This window comes from Castellaniella sp. (assembly GCF_041675725.1).
In the GTDB taxonomy this organism is placed as follows: domain Bacteria; phylum Pseudomonadota; class Gammaproteobacteria; order Burkholderiales; family Burkholderiaceae_B; genus Castellaniella.
On record NZ_JBAYTI010000065.1, the window covers coordinates 1 to 13,821 of the forward strand.

Here is a 13,821-nt window from a genome sequence, read left to right on the forward strand (position 1 = left end):
CGCATCCTGGCCGAGGTGCGCGAGGTCCTGCCGCGTGACGCGATCATCACCACCGACGTGGGCTGGAACAAGAACGGGGTGGGCCAGCAGTTTCCCATCTATGAGCCCGGCAGCATCCTCACCCCTGGCGGCTATGCCACCATGGGTTTTGGCGCGCCCGGTGCGCTGGGCGCCAAGCTGGCCTGCCCCGACAAGGTCGTGGTCTCGCTGGTGGGCGATGGCGGCTTCGGCCAGAACCCGGCCCTGCTGGCAACGGCCGTCGAATCCGACATCCCGGTGGTCTGGGTGGTCATGAACAACTGCGCGTTCGGCACGATTGCCGGCCTGCAGAAGGCCCATTTCGATACGACGCTGGGCACCGTGTTCACAAAAAACGGCGAGCCCTATACGCCGGATTACGCCGCCGTGGCACGGGCCTACGGGGCCGAGGGCGTACGCATCGAGAGCGCCGCCGAATTCAAGGCGGCGCTGGTGCAGGCCATCGACAGTAAAAAGCCTTTTGTCATCGACGTACTGATGCGCAACAACCCGGTGCCCACCGCGGGCCACTGGAATATCCTGGACATTTATTCGCCGGGCCGGCAGATTTCTCATGTGAGCACCGATTGATCCCAGGGCCGCGGCCTGCCTTGCGGCCCGGCCACAGGGCCTCAGGGCCTCAGGGCTCAGGGCCAAATGGCTGGCGCGGCAATGTCAGGCGGCCATGTAGCGCAGGATCATCTCGATCACGTTCGCGCGCCGTTGGGCATAGGCTTCGGGCGCCATGATGTCGCGCTTGAAAATGAGCGAGAACGTATGCTGGTTGGATACGTGAAAGAAGCACAGGGCGCTGATCGAGGCATGCAGATCGATCGGATCCAGGCCGCTGCGAAACAGCCCTTGCGCGCAACCGCGTGCGTAGATCTTGCGGATGCCGTCGATCGCCGGGATGTTGAGTGTCTTGATCGAGGTCGACTGCGCGATGTATCGGCCGTGATGCATGTTTTCATTCATGACCAGGCGCACGAAATCCTGGTTCTGCGACTGGTAGTCGAACGTGAAGCCGACCAGGGTGCGCATGGCCTGATCGGGGGGCATGCTGTCCAGCTGCAAGCTGCCCTCGATGTCGCGAATGCTGCGATAAGAGGCCTCGAGGGCGGCCAGGTACAGCGCCTGCTTGCTGCCGAAGTAGTAGTAGATCATGCGCTTGCTGCTGGCGGTCTGCGCGGCAATCTCGTCGATCCGGGCGCCCGCAAGCCCCTTCTTGGCGAATTCGCGGATGGCGACTTCGAGAATGTTGCGGCGGGTGGCGGCTGGCTTGCCGCGGCGTGAGGAGGCGGGTTTCACGGGGCGGCGCGAAGGGTCAGCCGGCCTGTCGCGCTTGTACGGCGGAGACGGCTGCGCGCAGCGCCAACAGGTAGCTGTCGACGCCAAAGCCGCAGATCTGGCCCATCACGATCTCTGCAAACACGGATTGGTGGCGGAAGGGCTCGCGTGCGTGGATGTTCGACATGTGCAGCTCGACGATAGGCACCGTGAGGATGGCGAGTGCATCGCGCAGGCCATAGCTGTAGTGGGTCCATGCGCCGGCATTGATCAGCACTGCGTCGACCCCGTCGGTGTACGCCTGGTGGATGCGTTCGCACATCGCGCCTTCGCAGTTGGTCTGGTAGCTTTCCATGTCGGCGCCCAGGGTCTTGGCCAACGACGCCAGCTGGGCATCGATCTGCGCCAGGGTGATGGTGCCGTACTGTTTGGGATCGCGCTTGCCGAACATATTGTGGTTGATGCCGTGCAGCATGAGGATCTTCATGGCGGGTGTCCTGTGGAAATTTGAGGAATCAGTCAGTATGCATGATCACCCCGTGTCGTGTCAGTACCTGGGCGACGTGATTGGCCATCCGCTGCGCATCGGCCTGGATGCCGTCGGTAAAAAGTTCGAACGCGCGCGCGGCCTGATGCACGACCATGCCCAGCCCGTCGATGGTCTTGCAGCCTTTTTGCCGTGCGGCATGGAGTAGTTCGGTTTCCAGCGGGAAATAAATGATCTCGGCAAACCAGTGCCGTGCCTCGAGCAGATCGGGCGGCAGCGGTGTGCCCGGGTGTTTGCGCATACCGATGGGGGTGGCATTGATCAGCCCATCGGCCTCGTGCATGGCGCGGGCCAGGTTGCCCCCCGCCTTGACCTCGGCCTGTGGAAAGCGGGCCTGCAGCGCATGGGCGAGCAGGCTGGCGCGTTCGCTTGCCGGGTCGAAGAGCGACAGCTGGCTGGCCCCCAGCCGCAGGATGGCGTCTGCGACGGCGACGCCCGCGCCGCCCGCGCCCAGCTGCACCACCCGGCGAGGGGTATGGTCCTGGCCCAGGTGCTCGCGCAGGTTCTGCAGGAAACCGTAGTGATCGGTATTGTGTCCTATGCGTTGGCCGTTGCGCAGCACCACGGTGTTGACCGCGCCGATCGCGCGCGCCTCGGCGGAGAGCGCGTGCAGGTGGGGAATCACCGCCTGTTTGCAGGGGTGGGTGATGTTCAGGCCAGCGAAGCCGAAACGCTCGGCCGCGGTGAGCAGCTCGGGCAGCTGCGCGGGGCCCAGCCCCAGCACACCGAGATCGATGCGCTGATAGAGGCACAGGATACCGTGTTGGGCGGCTTCGTTTTCGTAGAGGGTGGGGCTGAGTGATTCACCGATGCCGTCGCCGATCAGGCCGAGCAACAAGGCGGGGGTTTCATGATCTGATCGCATGAAAAGTCCATCTGCAAGGTGTACTGTTTAGTACATAAAGAGACTATATCGGCGCGGGGCTGGCTGCGTCAATACAAATTGACGGGTGGCGGCCCAAGGCTTGAGTTATTCCATATAGCAGAATAAGATTCTACGAGAGAGAACCCGGTTGTTTCCAGACAAGGCTGAAACCATCATGTCGCTGCCCCAGTACGATCATTTCATCAATGGCACCCCCGTCGCCCCAGTCGAAGGGGGCTATTTCGACACTGAAAACCCCTACACGGGGCAGATCTGGGCACAGGTCGCGCGCGGCAGCGCAGCCGACGTCGATGCCGCGGTGGCCGCGGCGCATGCCGCGTTCGAAGGTCCGTGGGGCGGGCTCACCGCCACGCGCCGCGGCCAACTGCTGCGTCGCCTGGCTGATCTCATCATCCAGCACGCGCCGCGGCTGGCGGAAATCGAGCAGCGCGACAATGGCAAGCTTTCGTCGGAAGTCGTCGCCCAGGTGCGCTATATGGGCGACTATTTCCATTACTATGCCGGCCTGGCCGACAAGATCGAAAGCAAGGTCATCCCGACCGACAAACCGGGGGTCTTCACTTTCACGCGCTACGAGGCCAAGGGCGTCGTGGCCATCATCACGCCCTGGAATTCCCCACTCACGCTCACCAGCTGGAAGCTCGCCCCCGCGCTCGCGGCTGGCTGCACGGCGGTGGTCAAGCCGTCTGAGTTCACATCGGCTTCAATGCTGGAATTCGCCACCTTGTTCGAGCAGGCGGGCTTTCCGCCTGGGGTGGTGAATGTGGTCACGGGGTTCGGGCCCGAGGTCGGCGAGCCGCTCGTCTCGCATCCCGATGTCGCGCACATTGGCTTCACCGGCGGCGAGGCCGCCGGCAAGCGTATCTACGAAGCGGCCGCGCGCCATCTCAAGACCGTCACGCTCGAGCTCGGCGGCAAGTCGCCCAACATCATCTTCGACGATGCCGATCTCGACCAAGCCGTCAAGGGCGTCGTCTCGGGCATTTTTGCCGCGTCCGGGCAAAGCTGCCAGGCCGGCTCGCGGGTGCTGGTCCAGGAAAGCATCCACGATGCGCTGATCGAGCGTCTGATCGCCTTTGTGCGCACGGCCAAACTGGGCGACCCCACACAGCCCGATACCCAGATCGGGCCCATTGCCACGCGTCCGCAGTTCCAGAAGATTCTGGACTACATCCAGATCGCGCGCGATGAGGGCGCCACGTGTGTGCTGGGGGGCAAGGCGCGCAGCGACCTGGGTGCGGGGCAGTTCATCGAGCCCACCATCTTCACCAACGTGGCCAACCACATGCGCATCGCCCAAGAAGAAGTCTTCGGCCCGGTATTGTGCGTCATCCCTTTCAAGGACGAGGCGGACGCCATCCGCATCGGCAACGACATCCTCTACGGCCTGGCCGGTGCGGTCTGGACGCGCAGCCTGCACCGCGCCATGCTGGTCACGGAAAAACTGAAGGCCGGCACCGTGTGGGTCAACAACTACCGGGCTACCAGCATGACGACGCCCTTTGGCGGTTACAAACGCTCGGGCATCGGCCGTGAATCAGGTTCGGATGCGGTGTACGAATACCTGGACACCAAGAGCGTCTGGATTTCCACCGACCTCGATGTGCCCAACCCGTTCATTCGCCGGTGAACCCTTGGGTGTCGGGTGCCGGGTGTCAGGATGGCGCGTGTCAGGATGGCGGGTGGCGCCTGAGTGGCAGCCGCCCGCGCAGCACTTGTGTATTGACCCAGGCCATGGCCTGCGCCCCCATGGTGGCCACGGCGTGCGCTGGTAGTTGCCGGTAGTCGTCGTTGAAGACCAGCAGGCTGTAGTTGCCCGCGTAGCCCATCCAGTGTACGTGCCGCACGAAAGCGGCCACCTGCGCCTGCCGCACCCCGCTGCCTGGGAACACGCGCATGTGGTCGGCGTTCTGCAGAGCGCGTTCCTGGAAGAATGGCACGGTGAAATCGGCCAGCTGGACCAGCGCGATCTTGTGGACGGCAATGTCGTTTAGCGTATCCAGGGCCAGGCCCGAGGCGATGAAGTGAAAAGCATCCAGCACCAGACCCAGGTTCGCGTGGTTCACCCGATCGACCAGCGTCCAGGCCGCCTGGGTGTCGGAGATCGCACGCCCCCACGGGATGGCCTTGAAGCCTACCCGCACGCCAGTGGGCACGGCCAGATTGGCGAGCTTGCGCAAGTCGGTTTCGGCCCGCTCGAGGGCATTTTCGTGCTGTTCGGCGGCGGCCGAGGCACACACCAGCAGCAGGGGGGCACCGACATCCACGCAGACGTCCAGCAGCGCCTTGACGATATCCAGTTTGTATTCGTGGGCGGGCCCGCTGAGGCCCTCGTAGTTGCGCATCAGCTGCAGGCCGGTGACCTGCAGCCTGCTTTCGCGCACGACTTGCACGGCGGCCTCGTAGCCGCGTGGGTGGTTCGCGAGATCGCGCGCCCAGAGCGTGACATGTGAGAATCCGGCCTGCTCGGCGGCGGCGAGCCGCTGTTCGAGCGGCCCCGCCATGCAGGCCAGGTCGATGCCGAAGTGTGTGCGGTTCAAGGCGTGTGCTCGGGGAAAGGCTGGCCGGCGCTGTGCCCCACGAATTCGAAGTTGACGTCGTAGGACAGGGCGGCCGTGATGGCGCCATGCGCATCCGGCGCGATGAAGACGTTGTCCTGGAAGGGCACGCCGCGGGCCTTGAGCACCCGGACCGCCTCGAGGACGTCGGGGACGCCGAAGGCCAGCCGGGCCAGCTGCTCGTGCCATTCGGTGTCGAACAGGGCGTTGCCGACGGGCTCGACCAGCTGCAGGTAAAACTGTTGGCACGGGCTTTCCAGAATGGTGCCATGCGGCAGGATGCCAAACCGCGTGTGCGGCGGCAGGGCGCGAAAGCCCAGCAGCTGGCTGTAGAAATCGATCCACTCGGGGCTGCGTCCCGAATGGATGTACTGGACCACGCCGAACACGTGCAGGCCGGGAACGACAGGTTCGACCCCGCCGTCGTCGGTGAGGTAGTCGAAGTCTACATCGTAGATGGACACATTGCGGCGCTGGTCGACCAGATACAGAATGGCATCGCCGACGCTGTGGATCCCCGGGATGTTCAGCTCCATGGCCCCGGCGCGGGTAGGGATGGGCCATGCGCCCCACTGTATGCAACGCTCGTAGGCCTGGGTGGCGTTGGCCACGCGGATGGCGATGGCGCCGATCTGGTTGTCGCCCTCGGGGCGATCGAGCGATGACCGTGAAAGCGGGTCGGCGTTGATGATGAGGTTGATCGGCCCTTGCCGGTACAAACATACGGCCCGCGAGCGGTGCCGGGCCACCAGCCGAAAGCCCAACTGCACCAGCACCGCGCCAAGTTCGTCGGGCGTGCTGGAGACGTATTCGATGAACTCGATCCCGCACATCTCCAGCGGGTTGTTCGCTGGAGCGGTGGGGGGATTCATGCGGCCGCCTCGCTGGCGTCGGCCGGCCAGCGGCTACCGAGCGAGACGCTGAGTTCGGCGGCACGCCGCACGAGCACCGGGATGATTTCTTCTATCTTGCTTTCATCGAACCGGTATCGTGGCCCCGAGACCGAGATGACCCCCGCGAGCTCTTGGCCGATCGAGAAGACCGGTGCGGCCACGGCGCCGACTTCGGGGTCGCGTTCGCCCAGCGAGATTTCGTACAGCCTGCGTCGGATGGTGTCGTACTTGGCACCCGTGGCACCGCTGAAGGCCATGATGACGTGCCCGGATGCGCCCACCTGCAGGGGCAGCGCATCGCCTTCGTGGACTGAATCGCGCACGGAACGGGGCGCATCCACCCGGTGCAGACAGACTCGGGTGTCTTTTTCGCGGATGAAAAACGAGGCGCCTTCCTGGAGATCGGCGGCCAGCTTGCGCAGGACCGGCACGATGAGGTCGGCGCTGCGAAAATATTTTTGATAGAGCGAGCCGAGATACAGCAGCTTGGGGCCGAGCCGGTAGGCGCCGTCTTCTTGGCGACGCAGGTAGCCGAACTTTTCCAGCGATTCTGTCAGGCGAAGCGTCGTGCTCTTGTAGAAGCCCGATCGCTTGGAGATCTCGGTGAGGGTGAGACTGCCTTCGCCGTTCATGAAGACATCCAGTATGGTGAGTGCGCGATCGACCGCGGCAACGCCTTCTCTGCTCATGTGGACTCCGTCGTGCGGGATGCAGGTTGCGAAGATGTCATTGTAACCGAATCCTGTTCTATTTTTAAGGTCTGCCTGGCGCACCTCGGACACATCTTAGCCCGCGTAGCCGAATACGCGCGGCAGCCACAGGACCAGATCCGAGCTGAAAGTCATCAGGGCCAGCGTCAGCACCGCGCAGAACAGGAACGGCAGGATGTCGCGCACCAGGGCACGCAGCGGCACCTGCGCGATGCGCGTCATGATGAAGAGCAGCAGGCCGTAGGGCGGTGTGACCAGCCCCAGCATGATGTTGACCACGCAGATGACGCCGAAGTGCACCGAGTCGATGCCCAGTGCCGCGGCCGTCGGGAGAAAGACCGGCAGGATGACGAGGATGATCGTCGTCCCTTCGAGCAGGCAGCCCAGCAGCAGCAGGATCCCGTTGACCAGCAGCAGGAAGCTGATGGGCGAGAGATCCCAGCCCAACAGGAGTGCCTTGATGGTTTGCGGGATGTTCTCGACCGTGACCACATAATTGAAGACCAGGGCACCGGCGATCAGCATCCCGATCGACGCGCTGGTGCGGGCGCTGGCGAGCATGGAACGGTAGAACTCGGCCCAACTGACGCTGCGGTACAGCAGCGTCGCGATGAGCAGGGCATAGGCGGCCGCGACTGCCGCAGCTTCGGTGGGCGTGGTGATACCCGAATAGATACCGCCCAGCAGAACCACCGGCATCATCAGAACGGGGAAGGCGCGCCGGGTGATGCCCGGCAGCGCGCGCAGCGGCGTGGGGGGTTCCACCGGATAGTTCCGCCGGCGGGACTGGAAACTGATCAGGATCATCATGAGCAATGCCATGAGCAGGCCGGGTACGACACCGGCCAGGAACAGATAGCCGATGGATGCGTCGGATACCAGCGCGTAGATGATCATGGGGATCGACGGCGGAATGATGGGTCCCAGCACGGCCGTGGCCGCCGTGACCGCAGCGGCGTAGCTGGTGGGATATTTGTTGTCGGTGGTCATCATGCTGATCATGACCTTGCCGGGGCCAGCCGCGTCGGCGATGGCCGAGCCGGACATGCCGGCGAAGATCACGCTCTGCACCACGTTGACCTGCGCCAGGCCGCCATGGAACCGGCCGACGAAGGCATTGCAGAACACCACCAGCCGTTGGGTCATGGAGCCGATGTTCATCAACTCGGCGGCCAGGATGAACAGCGGCACCGCCAGGATGATGTAGTTGGAGAACATGCCGTTGAGGAACTGCTCGGCCGCGGTGCCCATATCCAGGCCCGCCATCCACAGATAGAAGATCGTGCCGGCGATCATCGCGTGACCCACGGGCAGGCCCAGGAAGGCGAGCCCGGTGATGGCGCACAGGGTCAGGGAGAAGGGGCTGGCCAGGTTCATGCGTCGTCGCCCGCTTGGTTGGGGTCGAAGGCTTCGGGTGCCTTGCCGTGCAGCACTTGCCAGCTGAGCCAAAGGTAGCGCACGAGGATGGCAATCACGAAGATGAGGTAGATCGAGTACAGCCAGTCGAAGCGAATGCCCAGATAGGCGCTTTTCTCGATCTTCATGAATGTCACGTAGTCGAATATGGCAGGAAACGAGGCGCCGTACAGGACGATGAGGGCCACTGCCGTGATGAGGAACATGCCGCAGCGCGTGCGCGGCCCGACCGAGGTCAGGATGAGGTCGAAGCGCATTTCCTCGTTTTCGCGCACGACGAAGGCCGCGCCCCACAGAACGATCCAGATCCACAGCACCGAGCTGAGCTCGTTGGTCCAGCCGCTGGGCCAATTCATGACGTAGCGGAAGAACACTTGCAGCAGAAAGGCCACGAACATCACCCCCAGCATGATCGCCAGGATGTTTTCGGCACGCCGGTACAGCCACCTGCCGATCTGCTGCAGTGCCGATCGGCGACCAGGGCTGGCGGGCGTGCCCGGACGCGCCTCGAGAGGGTCCTGCATGGTGGCCTCTTCTTACAGTAGGAAGGGGAGTACGTGGACCGGCGAAGGCGGGCGGCTCATTCCGCCCCCACCGGCCACCGAAGACGCGTCAGAGGGCGTTGATCTTGTCGACCAGGCCCTCGGGCCAGTTTTTGGCCAGGTCGGACTCGAGGTATTTTTGCTGGACGTGCTTGCGGAATGCTTCCACGTCGGGCGTATAGACCTTCAGGCCCTTGCTCTTGAAGAGTTCGGCCAGTTCCTGCTCGCGTTCCATGTGCTTGGCGGTGGAATACTCGATGGCCTTGTCGGCCGCCGCCTGCATCCGCTCTTGTTGCTCGGGTGTCATCGAGTTCCAGAGCTTCGCGGAGATGGCCCATAGGTCGAAGGCGATCAGGTGCGAGGTGAGCACGATCTGGTCCATGACTTCGTAGAATTTCATGGTCTCGACGTTGGGCAGCGGGTTGTCTTGTGCGTCGATCGTGCCCGTCTGCAGGCCCGTGTAGACTTCGGCGAAGGCCATGGGCGTGGGGTTGGCCCCCATGGCCGAACCCAGGAACTGCCAGGCCTCGCCCGGGGGCATGCGCATCTTGACCCCGGCCAGGTCCGCCGGCACTTCGATGTGCTTGTCGGGCTTCATGCCGACTTGGCGCACGCCGTAGTAGGTGGGCCCCAGGATCTTGATGCCGGCTTTCTCTTCGGCCAGTTTCAGCAATTCTGCGCTGGCGTCGCTCTTGAAGAATTTTTGCACGTGCTGCGGATCGCGGAACAGGTAGCCGGAGGTCACGATCGACCATTCGGGCACTTGCTTGGAGACGTCTTGGGGGGCGATGTTGCCCATCTCGAGGTTGCCCCGCTGCACGGCGACGAGCTCGGTACCCTGCTTGAACAGGTTGCCGCCATAGAAGCCCTCGAACTCGAAGTCGTCCTTGATGCCGTCGGCGAATATGCGGGCCAGGTCGGCCCGGATGTCCTGTTCGGTGAAGACCGCGGAAAACCGCAGTTTCGGTTTGTCTTGCGCCAGGGCGGGGAAGGCGAAGGACGCGGCCAGAAGCCCGCCCCCGACCAGTACCTGACGGCGCGTAATGTTGGATTTCATGGTTTCTCCTCCTTGTGTGTGCCCTTGTCTGAGCGGTCAGAGTGCGTTGATTCTTTCGAGCATGCCCTTGGGCCAGTCTTTGGACAGACTGGATTCGAGGTATTTCTGGTTGGCGCAGGCCTGAAACGCAGGCAGATCAAAGGCGGCATCGGCAGCCGCCTGCATGGCTTGCGCGGCCTTTCATGGCGTTGCACCGGGCTTGATGGGGGCTGTAGAGAGCCTGGGATGCAGCATGACTTTTGCTCCATTTATGTACCAACTCGTACATGAAACGTACTATAAAAGTTGGAACACGGTAACGTCAAATAGAATTCCGTAGGGAGTTTCCCCGAATCTGCAGGCGCTTGCACGTGCTGCTTTGCGCGTGTTAACATGCCATGCTTAGTTGAATATTTATGGGTGATTGGTGCAGCCAATCACCTTGTTGACGGTGGGGCGGTGGCCGCCCCAGTGCAAGGCCCGCTCTTTACGTCGTTTGCGTCAGGCGGTTTTTGCGCATACCGCTTGAAAACACGACACCGTACGCAAGTACAAAGGAAACAGCAGGCCATGCCTACCATTGCCCAATTGCTGCGCAAGCCGCGCGAGGTCAGCCGCGAAAGCAGCAAGAGCCCCGCGCTGGAAAACTGCCCGCAGCGCCGCGGCGTGTGCACCCGCGTGTACACCACGACCCCCAAGAAGCCCAACTCAGCCCTGCGCAAGGTCGCCAAGGTCCGTCTTACCAACGGCTACGAGGTCATCTCGTACATTGGCGGCGAAGGCCACAACCTGCAAGAGCACTCGGTCGTGCTCGTGCGTGGCGGCCGCGTCAAGGATCTCCCGGGTGTGCGCTACCACATCGTGCGCGGCGCGCTCGACCTGCAAGGCGTCAAAGATCGCAAGCAGGCGCGCTCCAAATACGGTGCCAAGCGGCCCAAGAAGTAACCCCCATTCGTTTCAACAGCGGGTACATCGGCCTGGCGCCGGGTGCCCGGGTGCAGCCGCCACTTCGGTCGCGGCAGGTAAGTGGCTCTCCTGATGGAAGCCGTGGCCGCCATGGGCGGCTCAACTGAATCGTCACAAGGAAATCATCATGCCCCGTCGTCGCGAAGTCCCGAAACGCGAAATCCTCCCGGATCCCAAATATGGCAGCGTCGAGCTCGCCAAATTCATGAACGTCGTCATGCTCTCCGGCAAGAAAGCCGTGGCAGAGCGCATCGTATATGGCGCCCTGGCGCAGATCGAAACCAAGACGGGCAAAGAGCCCATCGAGGTCTTCAACAACGCCATCAACAACATCAAGCCGGTGGTCGAGGTCAAGAGCCGGCGGGTCGGCGGGGCCAACTACCAGGTCCCGGTCGAGGTGCGCCCCGTGCGTCGCCTGGCGCTGGCCATGCGCTGGCTGCGTGAAGCCGCCAAGAAACGCGGCGAGAAATCCATGGATCAGCGCCTCGCCGGCGAACTCATGGATGCCGCCGAAGGCCGCGGCGGCGCCATGAAGAAACGCGAAGACACTCACAAGATGGCCGAGGCCAACAAAGCCTTCAGCCACTTCCGCTGGTAAGCCCGCAGGCACGCCAGTCGGTCATCACCCAGGAATCTCATCACCATGGCCCGCAAAACCCCCATTCAGCGCTATCGCAACATCGGTATCTCGGCACACATCGATGCCGGCAAGACCACCACGACCGAGCGCATCCTGTTCTACACCGGCGTCAACCACAAGATTGGCGAAACCCATGAAGGCTCGGCCACCATGGACTGGATGGAGCAAGAACAAGAGCGCGGCATCACCATCACGTCGGCTGCCACCACCGCCTTCTGGCGCGGCATGGAGCACCAGTACGATGAGCACCGCATCAACATCATCGACACCCCGGGTCACGTCGACTTCACCATCGAGGTCGAACGGTCCATGCGCGTGCTCGACGGCGCCTGCATGGTCTATTGCGCCGTGGGCGGCGTGCAGCCGCAATCCGAAACCGTGTGGCGTCAGGCCAACAAGTACGGCGTGCCGCGCCTGGCCTTCGTCAACAAGATGGACCGCACCGGGGCCAACTTCTTCAAGGTGCTCGAGCAAATGAAGCTGCGCCTGAAGGCCAACCCGGTGCCCATCGTCATTCCCATTGGCGCCGAAGACGGCTTCAAGGGCGTGGTCGACCTCACCAAGATGAAAGGCATCATCTGGGACGAGGCCTCCATGGGCACCAAGTTCGAGTACATCGAGATCCCCGCCGAGCTGGCCGACGAGGCCGCCCAATGGCGCGAGAATCTGGTCGAGGCCGCGGCCGAAGCCAACGAAGAGCTGATGGACAAATACCTGGAGACGGGCGAGCTCACCGAGCAGGAGATCGACCGCGGCATCCGCATCCGCACCATCGCGGGTGAAATCCAGCCGGTGCTGTGCGGCACGGCCTTCAAGAACAAGGGCGTGCAGCGCATGCTCGATGCCGTCATCGACTACCTGCCCTCGCCCATCGACATTCCGCCCGTTCGGGGCACGGACGACGAAGGCAACGAAATCGTCCGCAAGGCGGACGACAACGAGAAGCTCTCGGCGCTGGCATTCAAGCTGATGACCGATCCCTTCGTGGGCCAGCTGACCTTCATCCGCGTGTATTCGGGCGTGCTGCGCTCGGGCGACACCGTGTACAACCCCATCAAGGGCAAGAAAGAGCGCATCGGCCGGATCCTGCAGATGCACGCCAACAACCGCGCCGAACTCAAAGAAGTGGTCGCGGGCGACATCGCCTCGGTGGTCGGCCTCAAAGACGTCACCACGGGCGAAACCCTGTGCGACGTGGGCGATCACGTCCTGCTCGAGCGCATGGAGTTCCCCGATCCCGTGATCTCGCAGGCCGTAGAGCCCAAGTCCAAGGCCGACCAAGAAAAAATGGGCATCGCCCTGTCGCGTCTGGCGGCCGAAGACCCTTCGTTCCGCGTGCACAGCGACGAGGAATCCGGCCAGACCATCATCTCCGGCATGGGCGAGCTGCACCTCGAAGTGCTGGTCGACCGCATGCGCCGCGAATTCGGCGTCGAAGCCAACGTGGGCAAGCCCCAGGTGGCCTACCGCGAAACCATCCGCAAGACCTGCGAAGAAGTCGAAGGCAAGTTCGTCAAGCAGTCGGGCGGGCGCGGCCAGTACGGCCACGTGGTGCTCAAGCTCGAACCCCTGCCGGCGGGCAGCGGCTACGAGTTCGTCGACGCCATCAAGGGCGGCGTGGTGCCGCGCGAATACATCCCGGCCGTCGACAAGGGCATCCAGGACACCCTGCCCGCCGGCGTGGTGGCCGGATACCCGGTGGTGGACGTCAAGGTCACGCTGTTCTTCGGTTCGTACCACGATGTGGACTCGAACGAAAACGCCTTCAAGATGGCGGCGTCCATGGCCTTCAAAGACGGCATGCGCAAGGCCAGCCCGGTGCTGCTCGAGCCCATGATGCACGTCGAGGTCGAGACCCCCGAAGACTACGCGGGCACCGTGATGGGCGACCTGTCCTCGCGGCGCGGCATGGTTCAGGGCATGGACGACATCCCCGGTGGCGGCAAGAACATCAAGGCCGAGGTTCCGCTGGCCGAAATGTTCGGCTATGCCACCAGCCTGCGTTCGCAGACCCAGGGGCGCGCCACCTACACAATGGAATTCAAGCAGTACGCAGAAGCGCCTCGCAACGTTGCTGACGAAGTCATCGCGGCGCGCGGCAAATAATCACAGGCCCGGCTCATGAGGCCGGGCAGGCATCCAACTTCATTCAGACAGGATTCATCATGGCAAAAGGCAAGTTTGAACGGACCAAACCGCACGTGAACGTGGGTACGATCGGCCACGTTGACCACGGCAAGACGACACTCACGGCGGCCATCACCACGGTGCTGGCCAAGGCCATGGGTGGCGAGGCCAAAGGGTACGACCAGATCGACAACG

Annotated in this window: 16 protein-coding genes; 6 read left to right on the plus strand and 10 right to left on the minus strand. The window is 63.2% G+C overall.

Going from position 1 to position 13,821, the window contains the following annotated elements:
- A partial coding sequence (locus WCZ84_RS11635) for a thiamine pyrophosphate-dependent enzyme (protein WP_372686446.1) occupies positions 1 to 609 on the plus strand: 609 nt, incomplete at its 5' end.
- 84 nt (positions 610 to 693) lie between these two features.
- On the opposite strand, the gene WCZ84_RS11640 is transcribed toward WCZ84_RS11635, so the two are convergent.
- From WCZ84_RS11640 to WCZ84_RS11650, 3 genes are read right to left on the minus strand one after another with little or no spacing between them, the layout of a single operon-like run.
- Positions 694 to 1,326 carry a TetR/AcrR family transcriptional regulator gene (locus tag WCZ84_RS11640; protein WP_372686447.1) on the minus strand — a complete coding sequence of 211 codons (633 nt, stop codon included), beginning with the start codon at positions 1,324 to 1,326 and terminating at the stop codon, positions 694 to 696.
- A 16-nt stretch (positions 1,327 to 1,342) separates the two neighbouring features.
- Positions 1,343 to 1,792, minus strand: coding sequence for a type II 3-dehydroquinate dehydratase (gene aroQ / locus WCZ84_RS11645; RefSeq protein WP_372686448.1), 450 nt, complete (start codon positions 1,790 to 1,792; stop codon positions 1,343 to 1,345).
- Between the two features lie 28 nt (positions 1,793 to 1,820).
- Positions 1,821 to 2,717, minus strand: a complete 897-nt coding sequence (locus WCZ84_RS11650) for a shikimate dehydrogenase (RefSeq protein WP_372686449.1) — start codon at positions 2,715 to 2,717, stop codon at positions 1,821 to 1,823.
- Between the two features lie 175 nt (positions 2,718 to 2,892).
- Here WCZ84_RS11650 and WCZ84_RS11655 point away from each other — a divergent pair, with 175 nt between their 5' ends.
- A complete protein-coding gene (locus WCZ84_RS11655; RefSeq protein ID WP_372686450.1) occupies positions 2,893 to 4,368 on the plus strand; it encodes an aldehyde dehydrogenase in 1,476 nt (491 codons plus the stop codon).
- Between the two features lie 40 nt (positions 4,369 to 4,408).
- On the opposite strand, the gene WCZ84_RS11660 is transcribed toward WCZ84_RS11655, so the two are convergent.
- From WCZ84_RS11660 to WCZ84_RS11690, 7 genes are all read right to left on the minus strand, one after another.
- Positions 4,409 to 5,278 carry a sugar phosphate isomerase/epimerase family protein gene (locus WCZ84_RS11660; protein ID WP_372686451.1) on the minus strand — a complete coding sequence of 290 codons (870 nt, stop codon included), beginning with the start codon at positions 5,276 to 5,278 and terminating at the stop codon, positions 4,409 to 4,411.
- Positions 5,275 to 6,168 (minus strand): VOC family protein, encoded by an 894-nt coding sequence (locus WCZ84_RS11665; protein WP_372686452.1) that lies wholly within the window; start codon positions 6,166 to 6,168, stop codon positions 5,275 to 5,277. Before WCZ84_RS11665 ends, WCZ84_RS11660 begins: the two co-directional genes overlap by 4 nt.
- Positions 6,165 to 6,878, minus strand: a complete 714-nt coding sequence (locus WCZ84_RS11670; RefSeq protein WP_372686453.1) for an IclR family transcriptional regulator — start codon at positions 6,876 to 6,878, stop codon at positions 6,165 to 6,167. The genes WCZ84_RS11665 and WCZ84_RS11670 overlap by 4 nt, the downstream gene beginning before the upstream one ends.
- Before the next feature lie 96 nt (positions 6,879 to 6,974).
- Positions 6,975 to 8,276, minus strand: coding sequence for a TRAP transporter large permease (locus tag WCZ84_RS11675; RefSeq protein ID WP_372686454.1), 1,302 nt, complete (start codon positions 8,274 to 8,276; stop codon positions 6,975 to 6,977).
- A complete protein-coding gene (locus WCZ84_RS11680) occupies positions 8,273 to 8,839 on the minus strand; it encodes a TRAP transporter small permease (RefSeq protein WP_372686455.1) in 567 nt (188 codons plus the stop codon). The genes WCZ84_RS11675 and WCZ84_RS11680 overlap by 4 nt, the downstream gene beginning before the upstream one ends.
- An 88-nt stretch (positions 8,840 to 8,927) precedes the next feature.
- Positions 8,928 to 9,914, minus strand: a complete 987-nt coding sequence (gene dctP / locus WCZ84_RS11685) for a TRAP transporter substrate-binding protein DctP (protein ID WP_372686456.1) — start codon at positions 9,912 to 9,914, stop codon at positions 8,928 to 8,930.
- A gap of 36 nt (positions 9,915 to 9,950) precedes the next feature.
- Positions 9,951 to 10,079, minus strand: coding sequence for a hypothetical protein (locus WCZ84_RS11690; RefSeq protein ID WP_372686457.1), 129 nt, complete (start codon positions 10,077 to 10,079; stop codon positions 9,951 to 9,953).
- 384 nt (positions 10,080 to 10,463) lie between these two features.
- Here WCZ84_RS11690 and rpsL point away from each other — a divergent pair, with 384 nt between their 5' ends.
- The 4 genes from rpsL to WCZ84_RS11710 all read left to right on the plus strand — a co-directional run.
- Positions 10,464 to 10,838, plus strand: coding sequence for a 30S ribosomal protein S12 (rpsL, locus tag WCZ84_RS11695; protein ID WP_372686458.1), 375 nt, complete (start codon positions 10,464 to 10,466; stop codon positions 10,836 to 10,838).
- 148 nt (positions 10,839 to 10,986) lie between these two features.
- Positions 10,987 to 11,457 (plus strand): 30S ribosomal protein S7, encoded by a 471-nt coding sequence (gene rpsG / locus WCZ84_RS11700; RefSeq protein WP_372686459.1) that lies wholly within the window; start codon positions 10,987 to 10,989, stop codon positions 11,455 to 11,457.
- 45 nt (positions 11,458 to 11,502) lie between these two features.
- Positions 11,503 to 13,605 (plus strand): elongation factor G, encoded by a 2,103-nt coding sequence (gene fusA / locus WCZ84_RS11705; protein ID WP_372686460.1) that lies wholly within the window; start codon positions 11,503 to 11,505, stop codon positions 13,603 to 13,605.
- Positions 13,606 to 13,664: 59 nt separating this feature from the next.
- A partial coding sequence (locus WCZ84_RS11710; RefSeq protein ID WP_372686461.1) for a GTP-binding protein occupies positions 13,665 to 13,821 on the plus strand: 157 nt, incomplete at its 3' end.